The sequence below is a fragment of the Aquimarina spongiae genome (genome assembly GCF_900141785.1).
Taxonomy (GTDB): Bacteria; Bacteroidota; Bacteroidia; order Flavobacteriales; family Flavobacteriaceae; genus Aquimarina; species Aquimarina spongiae.
The window spans coordinates 220,881-236,506 of the sequence record NZ_FQYP01000004.1; the positions used below are offsets into that span (position 1 = coordinate 220,881).

7 protein-coding genes are annotated in these 15,626 nt (G+C 38.1%); 2 read left to right on the forward strand and 5 right to left on the reverse strand.

What is annotated here, in order from left to right:
- Positions 1–35: 35 nt before the first annotated feature.
- The 4 genes from BUE24_RS10720 to BUE24_RS10735 all read right to left on the reverse strand — a co-directional run bounded on the left by BUE24_RS10720 (position 36) and on the right by BUE24_RS10735 (position 6,654).
- Entirely contained in the window at positions 36–2,462 is a 2,427-nt protein-coding gene (locus BUE24_RS10720) for a T9SS type A sorting domain-containing protein (protein ID WP_073316017.1), read from the reverse strand.
- Positions 2,463–2,613: 151 nt separating this feature from the next.
- The gene (locus BUE24_RS10725) at positions 2,614–3,600 is read right to left on the reverse strand and encodes a DUF4837 family protein (RefSeq protein ID WP_073316018.1); all 987 of its coding nucleotides are present in this window, start codon (positions 3,598–3,600) and stop codon (positions 2,614–2,616) included.
- Positions 3,601–3,616: 16 nt separating this feature from the next.
- Complete coding sequence (locus BUE24_RS10730) at positions 3,617–5,236, reverse strand: LysM peptidoglycan-binding domain-containing protein (protein ID WP_073316203.1); 1,620 nt, start codon at positions 5,234–5,236, stop codon at positions 3,617–3,619.
- Positions 5,237–5,466: 230 nt separating this feature from the next.
- Positions 5,467–6,654: a phosphoglycerate kinase gene (locus tag BUE24_RS10735; RefSeq protein ID WP_073316019.1), complete on the reverse strand. Its 1,188-nt coding sequence runs from the start codon at positions 6,652–6,654 to the stop codon at positions 5,467–5,469.
- Between the two features lie 224 nt (positions 6,655–6,878).
- On the opposite strand from BUE24_RS10735, the gene BUE24_RS10740 reads away from it, so the two are divergent.
- Complete coding sequence (locus BUE24_RS10740; RefSeq protein ID WP_073316020.1) at positions 6,879–8,033, forward strand: DNA polymerase III subunit; 1,155 nt, start codon at positions 6,879–6,881, stop codon at positions 8,031–8,033.
- A gap of 62 nt (positions 8,034–8,095) precedes the next feature.
- Positions 8,096–8,494: a DoxX family protein gene (locus BUE24_RS10745; RefSeq protein ID WP_073316021.1), complete on the forward strand. Its 399-nt coding sequence runs from the start codon at positions 8,096–8,098 to the stop codon at positions 8,492–8,494.
- Positions 8,495–8,550: 56 nt separating this feature from the next.
- Here the strand turns inward: BUE24_RS10745 and BUE24_RS10750 are convergent, their stop codons facing one another.
- Positions 8,551–15,531 (reverse strand): PA domain-containing protein, encoded by a 6,981-nt coding sequence (locus tag BUE24_RS10750; protein WP_073316022.1) that lies wholly within the window; start codon positions 15,529–15,531, stop codon positions 8,551–8,553.
- Positions 15,532–15,626 lie beyond the last annotated feature (95 nt).

Here is a 15,626-nt window from a genome sequence, read left to right on the forward strand (position 1 = left end):
TTAGTTGCTTCGTTTAGAACTACTTTGTTGTTTGATTACTTTACCTTTTGTGTTTTAGAAACTAAGCTCCCATCACTCATCATTCCTTCGATGTGTAAGGTTACATTTTCTAATCCCGTATTTGGGATTTTAAACACAGCGGTACCTGTTTTATCAAAACGTAATCTAGGCTGCCAATATATGGCTCCATAATTCACAAAAAACGGATCTTTATAATTGGTATATCCGGGATTATAAAACTCTTTGGTAGGCTCAAAACCTTTGGTAAACTCATATTCCAGATACTCCTTATCCTTATTATCACCTCTTACCAACGGATATCTTCTAGTATATATCCTAATCGATCCAGCTGCTCCAGCTCTGGCACCTCCTCCATAACTAACTCTATCCATATAAATACGATCTACATCGGCGGTTCTTAAATCCCATAGAATACTTAATTCTGAGAGTAAAATTTCATCCAGATAGACAGCTACATCTGTTCCTTCCGACAATTGATCCAATATTTCTAACGTCGGGTCTTGCCCAACAGGAAGGCTATATTCTGGAGCCCAGGGAGGTAAAATACGTACAAAAGATGCATTATCTCGTAGTACTTTGAACTTTCGTGTGGACTGAATGTAGTCCAAAACAGAATAATATTGTTCTGCTTTTTCGAGTGTAATTTTCTTAGAATTCAGTTCAAAGAACTTTGGGATTTGAATACTGCTAGTTCTCCCGAATTCTTCCTCAGCTTCTCCTTCTAATTCTACAGTCTCTAGCTCTTGTACATCACTCAAAAAGTTATAGGGTACTACTACCTTATTCTGGATCTTTTGGGTATACAGTCTATCCACTACAGGAAATGTATTCAAGAATGGTCGGTGTATTCGGTTGGATTGTACCTGAAGGTATAGTCCCGACTTATTAAAATCCCCTTGAGCTGCTATCCCCGAGATCCTTAATTTCTCTCCTTTTTGTGGGAAAAAGTTATCGATCTCAAACGTATTATCTTGATTTACCTGTACAAGCTTTGCTCCGTTGTTGATGGTTGGATATAGATATACTTTATCTACCGCTTCTCTTTTTTTGTCCTGGATCTTACCTGTAATTCTGAAGCCTTGATTAAAGTCATATTTAACCTCTGGATTGGTATTAAAGATGTTTTCCCATTTGAACTTGCTCCATCCTTGAGTGATCAGTAACAAATCCAAATCGTAAATGTTATCTCGATCAATATTGGTAAAATAACGCTTCTCGTTTTCTATAAAACCTTTGATATAAGGTCTTAGTAACATTGCCGAATGGATATTATCTGAATGCGAATAGGCTTTGGTCTCTGTAGGGAGTACGGATACACTTAGATCATATGCGCTATCCCAATTAGATAATGCTACAGCGATTGACAAAGAATCCTTTGTCGCGCCATAAGCACTTACTTTGATCCCATCATTTTGTATGTTGATTGGATTAAACACTAGGCGTTCCAAAACAGGCATATCTTCTTTAAAAAGGGTCAATATGTTCATTCCGGCATATAGGTCTGACCGCTTTATGGATAGTTTCTTTTTTAACTCTTTTCCTCTAAAACGGACTTTTACCTTTTTGGAAAGATGATCATTTCTGATGAGTATCGTATAATCGTCTTTTAGTAACTCCTTTATCGTATTGGTATTGGTATTAAGCTCTATCGCTAACTCATCTTCGATCAGATTATTGATACTTATACTAATTCCCTTTCTTTCAATTTGTGGAAATTTACCTTCAATTTCACTGCCATCATTGAGTTTGATCAATGCACGATAAGTCTTGCCTAATGTAGGTGTAATATTGAATTTACCTAATCCCAATTCATTAGAAGAAAATGTAGTCACTTCATTGCCCGACTCATCCTGAATCACACCACGATCAAAAGCTACACCATATCCCTGATCATTAATCAATTTGAAGCCAATAGTGTTGAACGTATTAGCTACCACATGTCCTCCTTCTGGAAGTAACTGAAAATCATATTGTACATTTTCTGAAGTTACTACTTCTGGTAACTCGTCCTTGATAATACGTATCTTTTTGGTATAGGTCTCGTCCTCTGCAAAATTATGCATCCAATGGGTAGAGGCTCTCATAAAATAGGTACCACTACTCCAGGTAGAGTCCACTTTTATATTTCCTTGAAAACTACCATTGTTGCCCATAAAGACTCCATCGTAGATTTCTTTACCCTGTTCATCAAAAATTTCAACTTCAAAATTGGTAGAATTAATCGAAGGAAGATTGTTTTGTCGATCATATGCATATCCCTTAAACCAGATCTCTTCTCCAGTAACATAAGCACTCTTATTAACATGAAGATACAAGGTCTCTCGGGGAACTTCAAAATAAGAAGCATTGGCTTCTTCTACAGTAACAATATCTCCGTCTTGCGCAAAAACGGGAAGTGAAATAAACAGTAAGGCCAGAAATCTAAATAGATGGTTTTTCATAAGCTTTGTGAATTATTGAGTTGATTACTAGACAAAAACACCCCATTGTGAATATTTTAAAAATACTCAATAAATGGGGTGAATTCTGTTTATAAATTCACAAATATTATACCGATCTTAAGAGATTTAAGTTAATTTTTTGCCAATACTTCTAATTAAATGTTATGGTTTTCATAATTGCCTCTAACTCAAACATATTATCTCGTTTGTTTACCGAAGGGGCAAATACAAAACCTTCTAGCACTAGTAGTCTATTATTTGGCTTATCTTCTATAGCGTAGTTTACAAAAGGACCCGCCATAAATCTATTTTTGACTTCCCAGGTTCCTTTGGTTTCGAAAGCAAACCTTCCATCAAGATTTGTTTCGTACAAATAGGGTGCATACGCTTGTTCTGTAACAAATTTCCCTACCTCTTCAGTTGGAATTTTTACAGCGCCGATAGAATCTCTCATCTTTACAATACTCGCTACCGTATTCGAATCTTTACTGATGGTATTCATAGGTAGCTCGTATATCATCAAATTCATGCTACCGTGTTGAATATCTTTACGAATCCAGAAAAAATCTTCTTCCTCTACTGCAATACGATACGCACTAGGTATATCGAGATTGATTCCTAATTTTTCTGGTAATTGAGGTATCTTTTCTAATGACTTTCTAATTCTTGTTTGTTTTTCTTTAGTTTCGACCAGTTTGAATTTGGCGACGATGGTTTCATAGTTTTTGATCAATTCATTTGCCACATCTTCTTCTGTTTTTCCTGAAATCACATATCCTACCTGAGGGGTAGCAAACTTATTGGTAAGTACCTGAAAATTGTTTTCTCCTCCTTTATTGAGTTGCAAAAAAGTTCTGTTCTTTCGTGCTAGTCCAGAAAAAGCTGTTTTTGGCATTTGGCGCATCGAAAACAAAGGTTCTTCCTGAGGAAGCCCTGGAACTTCGGCTCCAAAATACTTGCGGATGGTATCCCCTAGTTTTCCTTTCCATAAATCATTATCAATAACGACCGAAAGCTCGTTGATCTTTCCAACAGAGTGGGCCATCGCCCCTTGCGAAGACTTCTTTTTTTCAGTTTTGGTTTCTGTGCATGCAAGTAAACACAGCGCACCAACAATGGTGAGTGCTATTTTTTTCATAAGATATTGTTTGCGGTTATGACTTCGAAAGCTTCAGTTTCATACCTGGCTTTATACCACTACCGCTAATATCGTTCCAATTTTTAAGATTTTCGACGCTTATCCCCTTAAATTTTTGCGAAATACTCCATAAGGTGTCTCCAGACTTGACAACGTAAGTCTCAATATTGGGATCAATAGGCTTACTTTTTATGGGTGTCTTCTTTTTTACGGGAGCGTCTACAACAGGTCTTCTTGGATAGATAGTAAGTCGTTGTCCTATTCTTAAATTATTGCTTCGTAAACCATTCCATCGCTTAATCTGGCTTACTCGTACTCCGTATTTTCTTGCTATTCTCCCCAGGTAATCTCCACTTCGAACACGATATCTGATTCTATCATTAGCTTCAAAATATTTTGGCAACGGTTTTTCGCGCTTATCGAATTCTGCCTTAGCTCTTGCATAGATTGTATCCTCGTTGGCTACAAAGGCTCCCACCTCATTCAAAGGTAATCGAAGTACATAGTCTTCGTCCTTGATATAAGGAATAATATCTAGCTTGTAAGAAGGGTTTAAGAACTGTAATTCTTCAACATCGATATTCATGTATTCTGAAACCTGATCCAAAGTAATCATCTGTTTTACCTTGATCGTATCAGTTTCAAAATATCCAAACTCTGGTCTTTTGGGTTTGAAACCATGCTTGTCGGCATACTCAAAAATATACATGGTTGCTAGAAATGCTGGTAAATACCCTGCTGTTTCTCTAGGTAGGTTGTGTCGTATATTCCAATAATTGGTATATCCTCCACTGCGTCTTATGGCTTTGGTCACATTCCCTGGACCAGAATTATAAGAAGCTAAAGCCAAATCCCAGTCCCCAAATATTTCATACAACTTTGCCAAATACTTACACGCCGCTTTGGTGGCCATGATAGGATCCATACGCTCATCTACATACGAGCTTACTTCTAATCCATACATTTTTCCTGTTCCGTACATAAACTGCCATAATCCTGTAGCTCCTACTCTAGATTTTGCTCTAGGCTTCAGCGCAGACTCTACAATGGCTAAGTATTTAATTTCTAGGGGAATATTTTGGTTATCTAGCTCTTGCTCAAAAAGAGGGAAGTAAAAATGACTTAGTGCCATAAGTCGCTCCAGATGCTCATGTCTATTTTTGAGGTATCTTTTGATCACACTTTCCAGAGAAGGGTTGTATTCTACATTAAAAGGCGTACGTGCATTAAGTTCTGCCAATCGGGCCTTTAGTGTATCCGTGGGTAAGTCTACATATTCTACCGGTTCGTATTCGAGTTCGGTTACCGATTTATAAATGCTGTCAAATAAACTAGAATTGTATAGTTCTTGTTTCCACAGAGAATCCAGTCGTGATAACTTTGGGTGATCCTTTGCGGCATAAATCACAGAATCTTTTACACTAGTAGAAGTAACCGTTGTTGTCTGTAATTCAATTCCCGTTTTGATGATCTTGGTAGTATCTACAACCGTCACCGTATCTTGTTGAAGGCCCACATTTTTTTCCAGTACAATTTCCTTGGTGTTCTCTGGATCGGTTTCAGGTGTAGGTTCCTGAGCCGAAACTGTAGTTAGTATTGCCAAAAAACAAAAAAATAATGCATACTTATTTTTCATTCCAATCATCTTACGATACGGTTTAATTCTTTTTAAAACTATTTAGGGAATTCTGGGGTAAAAAGCATTGCTGTCAACATGTTATCAACAATACATCAGCGAAAATCGCATTTTTTTTCTAAAATCCAAAAGATCAAGACGTTAAAAACATTAAAAAACCGGTTCAAATGACCGGTTTTATCTTAATTCTTACAAAAAATGTTGATTTTCCTACTAAAATCTACTATTTATTAGTTTTCTATTGCTGCAATTCCAGGAAGTGTTTTTCCTTCTAAACTTTCCAGCATCGCTCCTCCACCGGTAGATACATAACTTACTTTATCTCCAAAACCGAACTGTTTTACCGCTGCTACCGAATCTCCTCCACCTACTAGCGAAAACGCTCCATTTTGTGTAGCCTCGGCAATCGAATGTCCAAGTGCTATCGTTCCTTTGGCAAAATTTTCCATCTCAAAAACACCTAATGGACCATTCCAAAGAATGGTTTTTGATTGCAAAATAACGTCATGAAAATTCGTCAACGTTTCAGGGCCTGCATCCAATCCTTGCCATCCTTCTTTTATAGCATCTACCTTCATGATTTCAGTATTGGCATTGTTATCAAAGGCATCCGCTCCCAAAACATCTACAGGCAAATGTATCTGAACTCCTTTTTCTGCAGCCTTCTTTAAAATTTCTAGGGCCAATTCTTGTTTATCATCTTCGCAGATCGAATCCCCGATTTGTCCTCCTTGAGCTTTTACAAAGGTATAGGTCATTCCTCCACCTACGATCAAATGGTCTACCTTATCCAAAATGTTTTCGATAATGGTAATTTTTGAGGACACTTTTGATCCTCCTAATACTGCAGTAACTGGTTTCTCTCCGCTACTTAAGACCTTATCAATACTTTCGATCTCTTTGGCCAATAGGCTTCCAAAACATTTCTGATCCGGGAAAAACTTAGCCACCACCGTTGTAGAAGCATGAGCTCTATGTGCAGTTCCAAAGGCGTCGTTTACATAAATATCTCCTAGTTTGGATAATTGTTCGGCAAAAGCTTCATCTCCTGCTGTTTCGCTGGGATGGAATCGTAAATTTTCTAATAACAATACCTCTCCTGGGTTGAGTGCTTCTACAACATCTTCGGCTTCCTGACCAACACAATTTGCTACAAACTTTACCTGCACACCCAATACTTCGGATACTTTTTCTACAATATGACGTAACGAAAACTCATCCTGAACCCCTTTTGGTCTTCCTAAATGCGACATCAAAACCGCACTACCCCCATCTTCAAGAACTTTGATAATGGTAGGCTTGGCTGCCTGAATTCTTGTGTCATCGGTTACCTTGAATTCTTCATTCAAAGGCACATTAAAATCAACTCGTATTAGGGCTTTTTTATTTTCGAAATTATAGTCACTGATTGTCTTCATTTTACTGGTATTGGATTGAGCAAACGAAAATAATTTTATTTCATTAAAAACCTCCGAATTATCAAGAAAAAAATCTACGAAAACGATAGTAAATTTTAAGTTTTATTGATTTTTTACAAAAACCGCTTTTTTGATGGAAAAATGATATTCCATAAACTTGTCACAATCCTAATTAATAGTGCTTCATTTTATGGGGTACCTCATACTTCTTTTTATATTTGCCTATGCTTTTTTCCGAAATTTTAGGACTGCAACATATCAAAAGTTATCTCACTACAAGTGCAGATCGACAACGTATTCCGCATGCACAACTTTTTGTAGGTCCTAATGGGAGCGGTACACTCCCGATGGCGATTGCCTATGCGCAATATATTTTATGTCAAAATAAAAACGCAGAAAACACAGAAGGGAACCATGCCTGCAATATCAAATTTGATCATCTGGCACATCCGGATTTACATTTTGTATATCCCGTAGCTATCAATGATAAGGTAAAAAAGCATCCTACATCAGATCAGTTCGCCGAGGAATGGAGAACATTCGTTAAGGAGAATCCCTACGGAAGTATCTTTGATTGGTATCTCTCTTTGGGCATTGAAAACAAGCAAGGACAAATCGGGGTTGATGAAGCCTTAGAAATTGTAAAAAAGCTTTCCCTCAAAAGTTATGAAGGTGGCTACAAAGTGATGTTGATCTGGATGGCGGACAAAATGAATATTGCGGCTTCCAACAAGTTGTTGAAACTTATCGAAGAACCACCAGAGAAAACCATATTTATCTTGATTACCGAGGATCAGGAACAGCTTATCCAAACGATCAGATCCAGATGTCAGGTTTTACATTTCCCTCCTTTGGGAGAGCAAGTGATTCAGGAAGCGCTTCAAAAAAATGAAAACCTATCCGATACTCAAGCTTTGAAAATTGCCCATCAAGCCAATGGGGATTACAGCAAGGCATTACATTTGTTGCACCACGATGGTGGTGATGAACAGTTCGAAGAATGGTTTATACAATGGGTACGAACAGCTTTTAGAGCAAAGGGCAACAAATCTGCTGTAAATGATTTGATCACCTGGAGTGAATCGATTGCCAAAACAGGTAGAGAAACCCAAAAACGTTTTTTGAACTATTGTCTTGATTTCTTCAGACAAGCACTCTTACTCAATTACGGAGCCGAACAATTGGTGTTTTTGGAACCTCAGACCAGTGGATTTCAACTCGAAAAATTTGCGCCTTTTATACACGGAGCAAACATCATGGATATTTGTAATGAATTGCAGGATGCTGCTTATCATATCGAACGTAATGGGAATGCTAAGATCATACTCACGGATCTCTCAATTAAACTTACGCGATTGCTACATCGCAAAAGTGTTTAAGTCCATTATTTTATCTTCTTAAATCTTACCTCTATATTTGAGCTTTACAAAATCGCTCAACTATGGATAATTTTATGACGCATATCGTCTCAATTACTATTCTATTATTTCTTTTAATCACCTTTTTACAATCCGGGATTGACAAACTAGTAGATTGGAAAGGAAATCTTTCTTGGTTAAAAGAACATTTTGCAGCCACTTTTATGGGCAAAATGGTCCCACTTTTACTATTGGTCGTTTTGGTGATAGAGGTTGTAACTGCTGTGTGCAGTATCATTGGTATTTATCATCTCATTATGGACGGCAATACCTATTTTGGTACCCTAGCTATGTTTTTGGGGTGTATTACACTCTTGCTCCTTCTTTTTGGTCAACGTGTAGCCAAAGACTACCAGGGAGCGCTCACTATTACTTGTTATTTTATTGTAGCTATTTTTGGTTTGTATGTAATCACACCATAAAAAAAGGAGCATCGGTAAATGATGCTCCTTTTTTCTTCTTCTTATATATTGACTCATTATTCTTTAATGAGTTTTACAATCACTTCTCTACGGTTCGAAGTTTTGATTTTTGCAAAATAGATTCCATTGCGCAAACCAGCGATGCTATATGAGTTTTGATTGGTTTTCATCACCAGTTTCCCCATTACATCATAGATCAGCACTTCTTCTACTTCCTTATTTAATCGAACTCTATCTTTGGATGGATTAGGAAATGCTACAATCTCTTTATCTATAGTAGTTACTTCGCTTTCTACTCTGAAATAATAGATTTTTTCGTTGTTACCAGAACGCGTGATAAAGTTAACCACTACTCGATATTCTCCTGCTTCAGTAAATGTATTGCTCGTTCCGTTTCCTATGTCAAACCAATCTGAAGTACATACAGAGTCCGAGGTTGGACAATTATCTTCTAATTCGATATCACAAGTAATCTCATCCAACTTCTGCCATACTATAGAAAGTACATTGAGTAAAGGAAGATCTACTACCTCTCCTTGTTCGTCCTGTATGGTAACCACTGGATAACTTTGACCTGTGATGGCACAAACTAAAATCTCTTCGGCATAAGTAACAATTGGATTCTTGTCTTCTTCAACAATAGTTACTGTTGCAGTTTGTACACTACATCCACCATTATCCGAAACCACTACGTGATGGTCTCCAGCTGCTACCTGAGTAAAGACGTAATTGTTGTTCTCTACAATAATTGGAGCCTCATCATCCAAAGTAATACTGAACGGTCCGTTTCCTGCGATAATATTAACCAGGATTTCTCCATTTTCTCCTGGGTTGGTAGGATTCGTGCCTTCTACCACAATACTTACTTCTTCATACTCTTCTACCAGAATCGTTCCCACAGAGACTTCGCATCCACCTGCACTTAGGGCGCTTCCTTCGTACTCACCAGGCTCCACAGCAAATATTCCTGATGTATTACTCGTTTCTGAAGGATTTGGAGTTCCATTAATTCCCGCTAGCCAGTAAATCACATCTGTGTTTGGTGTATTACTGTCCAATTCTATACGAACTTCATAAACCGATGTTGGTGTACCACTATCCGAAGCACATGTTGCATTGGCAATAAGCGTTCCTCTAAGATCAATTCCTTCTGAAATTTCTATCGGAAACGTAACTCTGCAACCATTAGCATCGCTAACAAAAATGGTAGTTATACCAGCAGGTAAATTTGAATAACTGAATTTATCGATTACAAGATCAGCATCATTATTAGTAATGTTTGTGAAATATGGTGGCGTTCCTCCTGAAATGGCAATTGTAAATTCTCCATCACTATTTCCTGAACAAGTCTCAGGGATTATATTGATCACATCTGCTACAATTGGTGTGGGCTCAGGAATCACAACACTAATTACCTGACTACAACCATTGGCATCCTGAACTAACACTTCATAATTACCAGCAATTAGTCCTTCAAAAGTATGAGCGTTTAACACTCCATCGGATTCATCACTAAAAAACAGACCTGGATTTGAAGCCAAAGCATACGAATATGGTGGTGTCCCCCCTGTTACTTGTACTCTTATGGTCCCATCATTATCTCCTACACATAAAATCGAAGTTGTTATATCCGCTGCCCCAACCAACTCTTGAGGCTGCGTAATCACAAAAGGAATGGTAGACGGACTAACTCCATCACTTTCCACCGTGTAATTATAATTCCCTGCAGCCAAATCTCTAAACTCACTATTGGATTGTGGTCCAACAGTAATGGTATTACCAAAGAAGTTAGTTCCAGTAAGTGTATATTGATAATTTCCTGTGCCTCCTGTTACATCAGCACTTACCACAGCAGTGCTTTGTGCATAACAGTTGATAAAGGTGGAACCAAGATCCAAAGTCACCTCAAGATTATCAATTACAGGCTCTTGTAAAGTTACTGGAAATTCTACACGGCAAGAATTACTATCATCGATGCTTACTAAATAATTTCCAGGATCCAAATCAACAAATAAATTGGACGTAGCTGTGATTGGCCCAATACCATCACCCGTTAACGTATAGAAATATGGCGGTGTTCCTCCGGCAGTATCTATCTCAATTTGCCCTCCGGTTTGCGTGGTTGGATCAGTTACTGTAAAACTGGCTGTTATGGGTTGCGGTTCTGAAACTACTACGTTTGCTGCAACGTTACAAAATGGTGCTTCGGAAGCAGTTATTTCCACAGTATACAATCCAGCCAACAAATTAGTAATAACAACAGGTCCCGCATTGGTATTTCCTGTTCCTGAAATGGTGGTAACATTGGTTACATTATAGTCATATGATCCTGTATATCCAGAAACCTCAATAGTAATTGATCCATCACTATCTCCAAAACAAGTAATGTCTGAAGCAACCAATGCCTGTATTTCGACTGTATCAAAAGGATCAATCGAGTACGATGGTGTGTCAAAATTACACCCTGTCGCCAAATCTGTAATCCTAAATGTATACGATCCTACATTCGATAATGTGAACATTGCAGTTGTTTCTATTCCGACAGTCGCTCCGTTATCACCTGTACCTTGGGCAACGGTTTGACTTGGAACAACCCCATTAAGCTCTTCAAAAAGAAAAGGACCTACACCTTCAGTAATGGAAACAATTACCGTTTCTGGATTATTGCATGAGATTTGTCCTGCGTTTATCGCAGAAACATCTCTAACCACTGTTGGATTATTAATCGGAGAAGTAGCATCAAAAGTAAAGACTTTACTTAATGTACAAGAATTATCCGATCTTTGTGCTGTAACCGTATAGTTCACTCCTCCATCCAAAACAAAAAATCCCGTATTCGCATCTCCAGAGATAGGAGCTGGTGTAACCGAATACAAATATGTAGGCCCTGCTGGTGCAGCAGAAACCGTTACTTCAATGTTTTGGGTATTGCAATCTATATTTCCAATGGTTGCATTAATGTCATCTATTTCTAGCAAAGGGGCAACTGTAGTATCAAAAGACACAAAACAATCACCTGTTGCCTGATTTCGTATATACAACGCATAGTTGCCTGCTGTACTCACAGGAATATCATAAGGATCTGCGGTAATGGCAGTAAATAGTCCTGTCGGGCTGAAGCTCCATTCATAGCTTCCTGAACCACCTGAAATAGCATCTACTCTAATAATGGCGTCCTCTGTTCCAGAACTACAACTTAATTCACGTATTACGGATACCGTTGCATCTATTGGTGAAGGTGCTGTTACCGTTTGCACAGCCGACGTAACAGCACATATAGGATCTGCTGACGGATCGGATGTATTGTTATGCAATACTTCGATATAATAAAATCCATCAACAACATTGTCAAACGTTATGTCTCTTTCTGTACTAGTTAGTTTTTCTACTTCTGAATCTGCAGAAGTATCTACCAATCGATAGGTATACGTTCTTCCTGCAACTGTTGGAGATACCTGAATACTGATCTCACCGCTATCTGTTGCACAAGCGGCATTAACCGTCTCTACGTTATCAATGTTTATAGCACTATATGTCTCAATACCTGTAATATTGGCTTCAATAATACAAGGAGGGATTCCTGCAGGAACATTAGTGTCTGTTACAAAAAAGGCATATGTAGCACTTGGATCTGCAGGGATTGGAATTTCAAATACATTGTTGGTTTGGAAATTGTTTGAACCATCATCATACTGGTAGTCTCCTGCTCCCGACGTAACATTTACTTGAACCAATGCCCCTGTGTCACATGTTTCTGGGGCTATTAACACGGCCTCTGCTGTAAAGTCTGGTGCGCTATTAATGGTTACTGTTTCGGTAAACACACAATCTGGCGCCGGAAGATTAGTAACTACCTCAACTGTATAAGTTCCTGGCGCAAGACCAGTTTGGGTATAAACTCCATTATTAGCATCACTATTGAGAACAACAATTGGTGAGCTCAAATTCCCTCCAGAAATAGTGTATTGATATTCTGGTAAACCGCCAATTACTTCTATGTTGATTCTTCCAAAACCATCACCATTGGCATCGTTGATACAAGTGGGGTCTGTAGCTGTAATCTGTACTGTTGGATTAATTTCAGGAACATTGATGGTTTCTGTATACTCGCATCCTGGGAATGTGGTATCTATGGCATACACTGTAATGTCTCCTCCACCCCCAGCAGGAATAGGGAATACTGTTGTGTTGCTATATGGCCCTCCAGAATTCAAACTAAACTCAAAATTTAAGGGTGCATTGGTTACCTCAACGCTTCCAGCATTGCCACACTCTATAGGTTGCATAGTGAGTTCGGGCTGATAATCGGTTTTGGATACACTAAAATAAAATGGATTGAAACAACCCCCGTCAAACTCTGCCAGGATTCTATAGTCTCCGGTTTCAGAAACTGTAAAACTAGGCGTATTCCCTCCTGGTTCCTCTACCCAATTTGTATCCGTACAGTCTCCTGATAATAAAGAACAAGGATCATTTGCATCTGATGCACATGCACCACTTGGTGCTAATCGTTGCCACGAGATGGATACTAAATTAAGCGTTGGATCAAAATTAGTTTCTAATAAAAAGTCCTGATCTCCACATAATAGAATTTGTGGAATATCGATTCCACTACAATTTTCAGAAATGATACTGGTTCCGTTTACATAATCCAAAATTGGGTTTGAAATGGCTCTAAAACTTGAAACATTAAATTCTTCTGTAAGGGTTACACAGGTTCCATCTGCTGGATTTGTATCCTCTTTGCTCACAGTATAAGTTCCTTCTTGAGCATTGGCAAGGTCAAGAATGTTGGCATTAGCTCCTGTTTGTATTATTGGGGACACAATTCCTGGCCCAGACCAAGTATATCGATCATACCCTAATCCAGCTACTAACTGAAGATTACCTGTACATGTCGTAACATCAGTACTACATGCAGGGATATCTAGCAAAAAGCTTGTTGGCAGTGAGTTTCCTACCCCACAATTATCAACAGTGGTGCTACTTGGAACTCCTACAACCGAAATACCAGAAAATTCTCCTATATAAGAAGAAGTTGCTGAACTTTGGATATTCTCTGAGCAAGTATTTCGAAGTGAAGCACAATCATTTATCACTCGTACTCTATATCGAATAAATATAGGAGCGTCTGTGGTTTCTACAATACCTGAAGGTATTACAAAATCTATTTTTCCTGGTACTGATTGATCATACACCACTCCAGCAGGTAAGCTTGCATCATCTATATTTACCAAATCCATATTTGCTGGAATTTGAGTAGAAACAATTACAGAGCCATCTAAGAAATTCTCATTTCCGACATTTTCTATCGCTAGTTCATAAAACAACTCATCACCCAAATCTAATGTGCTACCCGTGATGTCTGTGGCAGTTGTTGTGTTTAATCCTCTTTTTATGACTAAAAGTTCTGGTTCTATGTTTTCTGTAGCAAAAGCCGTTAGAAATACTCTGTAGCTATCTTGATCGGTTCTTAGCCTAAAACCAACATTTTCTTGATTATTTCCGATTAGAGAATTTCCGGGATTTGGTAAATCAAAAATATCGATATCATATCCAAGCGTATTTTGTGAATTTGGATTCCTATTCGTTACAAAGGCACCATTGTTTGTAATTGAACTATTGAAAAAATTTGAAGATGGGTTATTCCCGCTTTGATCTCCCAGCGATTCATAGATATCAGAAGTGTTTAAAATACTTACTCTATCCCCTCCTAAGCCTTGATCTCCTTCTAGAGAAGAAATTCCAAACTTTGCGTTAATTGATAGTGGTGCAGGAAGCGTAGGAACCCCAGTATATGTAAAATCTACGTCTGGATTACTACTTACAATCTGTACGAAACCATCGTTGGTACTAATAAACTTTGGAGTCGCTTGTGGGTCTTCATAGACTATCACCAATGTCCATCCTCCTACGGCACCAGAAACTCCAGAAGTTTGACCAATTGTAGCATTCATATTAGCAATAGTAAACGTACCATTGGTATTGTTTTGATCAATAAGATTCGTGATATCTGCGTAACACACATACGGCACATCGTCTTGCGCAACGTTAGACGGATTCGTTGGCGTATTTCTGTATCCGTCGTAAATTACAGAAGTAGCAGTAACATCTATATAAGAACCTCCAGGTACTTTTACTTTGATGTTTCTAAAATCTGCATCTCCGACTTTTCTGGCATCTGCCAATGGTAAGTTGGTTAACTGTTCATCCCCTGTTGTTGTATCTGCACTATTGACTAAGGTGGCATTGACCGTATTAGAAGACATTTCAGTAATGATGGTATTTCCATCTTCTTGGCTTACAGATACCGCCGGTATGGTTATCGCAGCATCTCCTCCTGCTATGGTAAAGTTTCCTGGTCCGTTGTTTACAATAATGACAGCCACAGCTCCTGCATTCTGCACATTAAGTATTTTTTGAGTAAATGAGCAAAAACCTCTTCGAAGTACAGCAATATTACCATTCAGTTCTGCTGTGTTAACAAGGGTTCCACATCCATCATCTATTCCTCCACTATCTTGAACCAATACCAAATCGGCAGTAATCCCGGGTGAGGTGGGTGCATCTATACCTCCAGGATCCAGTGTATTATTATTCACAGAATAATTACCCGCTATGGCAGTATTATTAATGCTAAATATCAATTCGGTTTGCGGAATTCTTTCCAAATAATAGGTAGCAGACCAATACAGTCCTGCATAGGCAATAGTAGTACAACTTGGGTTTGGCGTTATCAGATCTGCACTACTAGAACTAAATGTAGTTGCATCACCATCGATATCGATATAAGCCGAAATGCTATTCCCATTATTTAAATTGCCATTGTAAGCTGCATTTGGATCATACACTATATTATCTGTAAAACTATTCTCTAATCCAACGATAGAATTTCCTATCATGGTGAGATCTCCCTGGACCTGATTTAGCTTTACCCTTTCTGCAAGAGGAACAATCTCTTGAGCATAACTTCTTAGGCCATTAAAAATTAATAGTACTCCTAATACCAATAATTTAAAGTGTAATGGTTTTTTCATTCATTTATAGGTTAGTTAATAAAATTAATTTAGGTGTTGTTTCTATAAGTGTCTGTTTTCGAAAAACATTACCCTAAAAAGTGAGAAAAATTTTG

What these genes read in the sequence shown, in the direction of transcription:
- BUE24_RS10745 (WP_073316021.1), top strand. Translation starts at nt 8,096, where the DNA reads ATGGATAATTTTATGACGCATATCGTCTCAATTACTATTCTATTATTT.
- BUE24_RS10735 (WP_073316019.1), bottom strand. Translation starts at nt 6,654, where the DNA reads ATGAAGACAATCAGTGACTATAATTTCGAAAATAAAAAAGCCCTAATA.
- BUE24_RS10725 (WP_073316018.1), bottom strand. Translation starts at nt 3,600, where the DNA reads ATGAAAAAAATAGCACTCACCATTGTTGGTGCGCTGTGTTTACTTGCA.
- BUE24_RS10720 (WP_073316017.1), bottom strand. Translation starts at nt 2,462, where the DNA reads ATGAAAAACCATCTATTTAGATTTCTGGCCTTACTGTTTATTTCACTT.
- BUE24_RS10740 (WP_073316020.1), top strand. Translation starts at nt 6,879, where the DNA reads ATGCTTTTTTCCGAAATTTTAGGACTGCAACATATCAAAAGTTATCTC.
- BUE24_RS10750 (WP_073316022.1), bottom strand. Translation starts at nt 15,531, where the DNA reads ATGAAAAAACCATTACACTTTAAATTATTGGTATTAGGAGTACTATTA.
- BUE24_RS10730 (WP_073316203.1), bottom strand. Translation starts at nt 5,236, where the DNA reads ATGAAAAATAAGTATGCATTATTTTTTTGTTTTTTGGCAATACTAACT.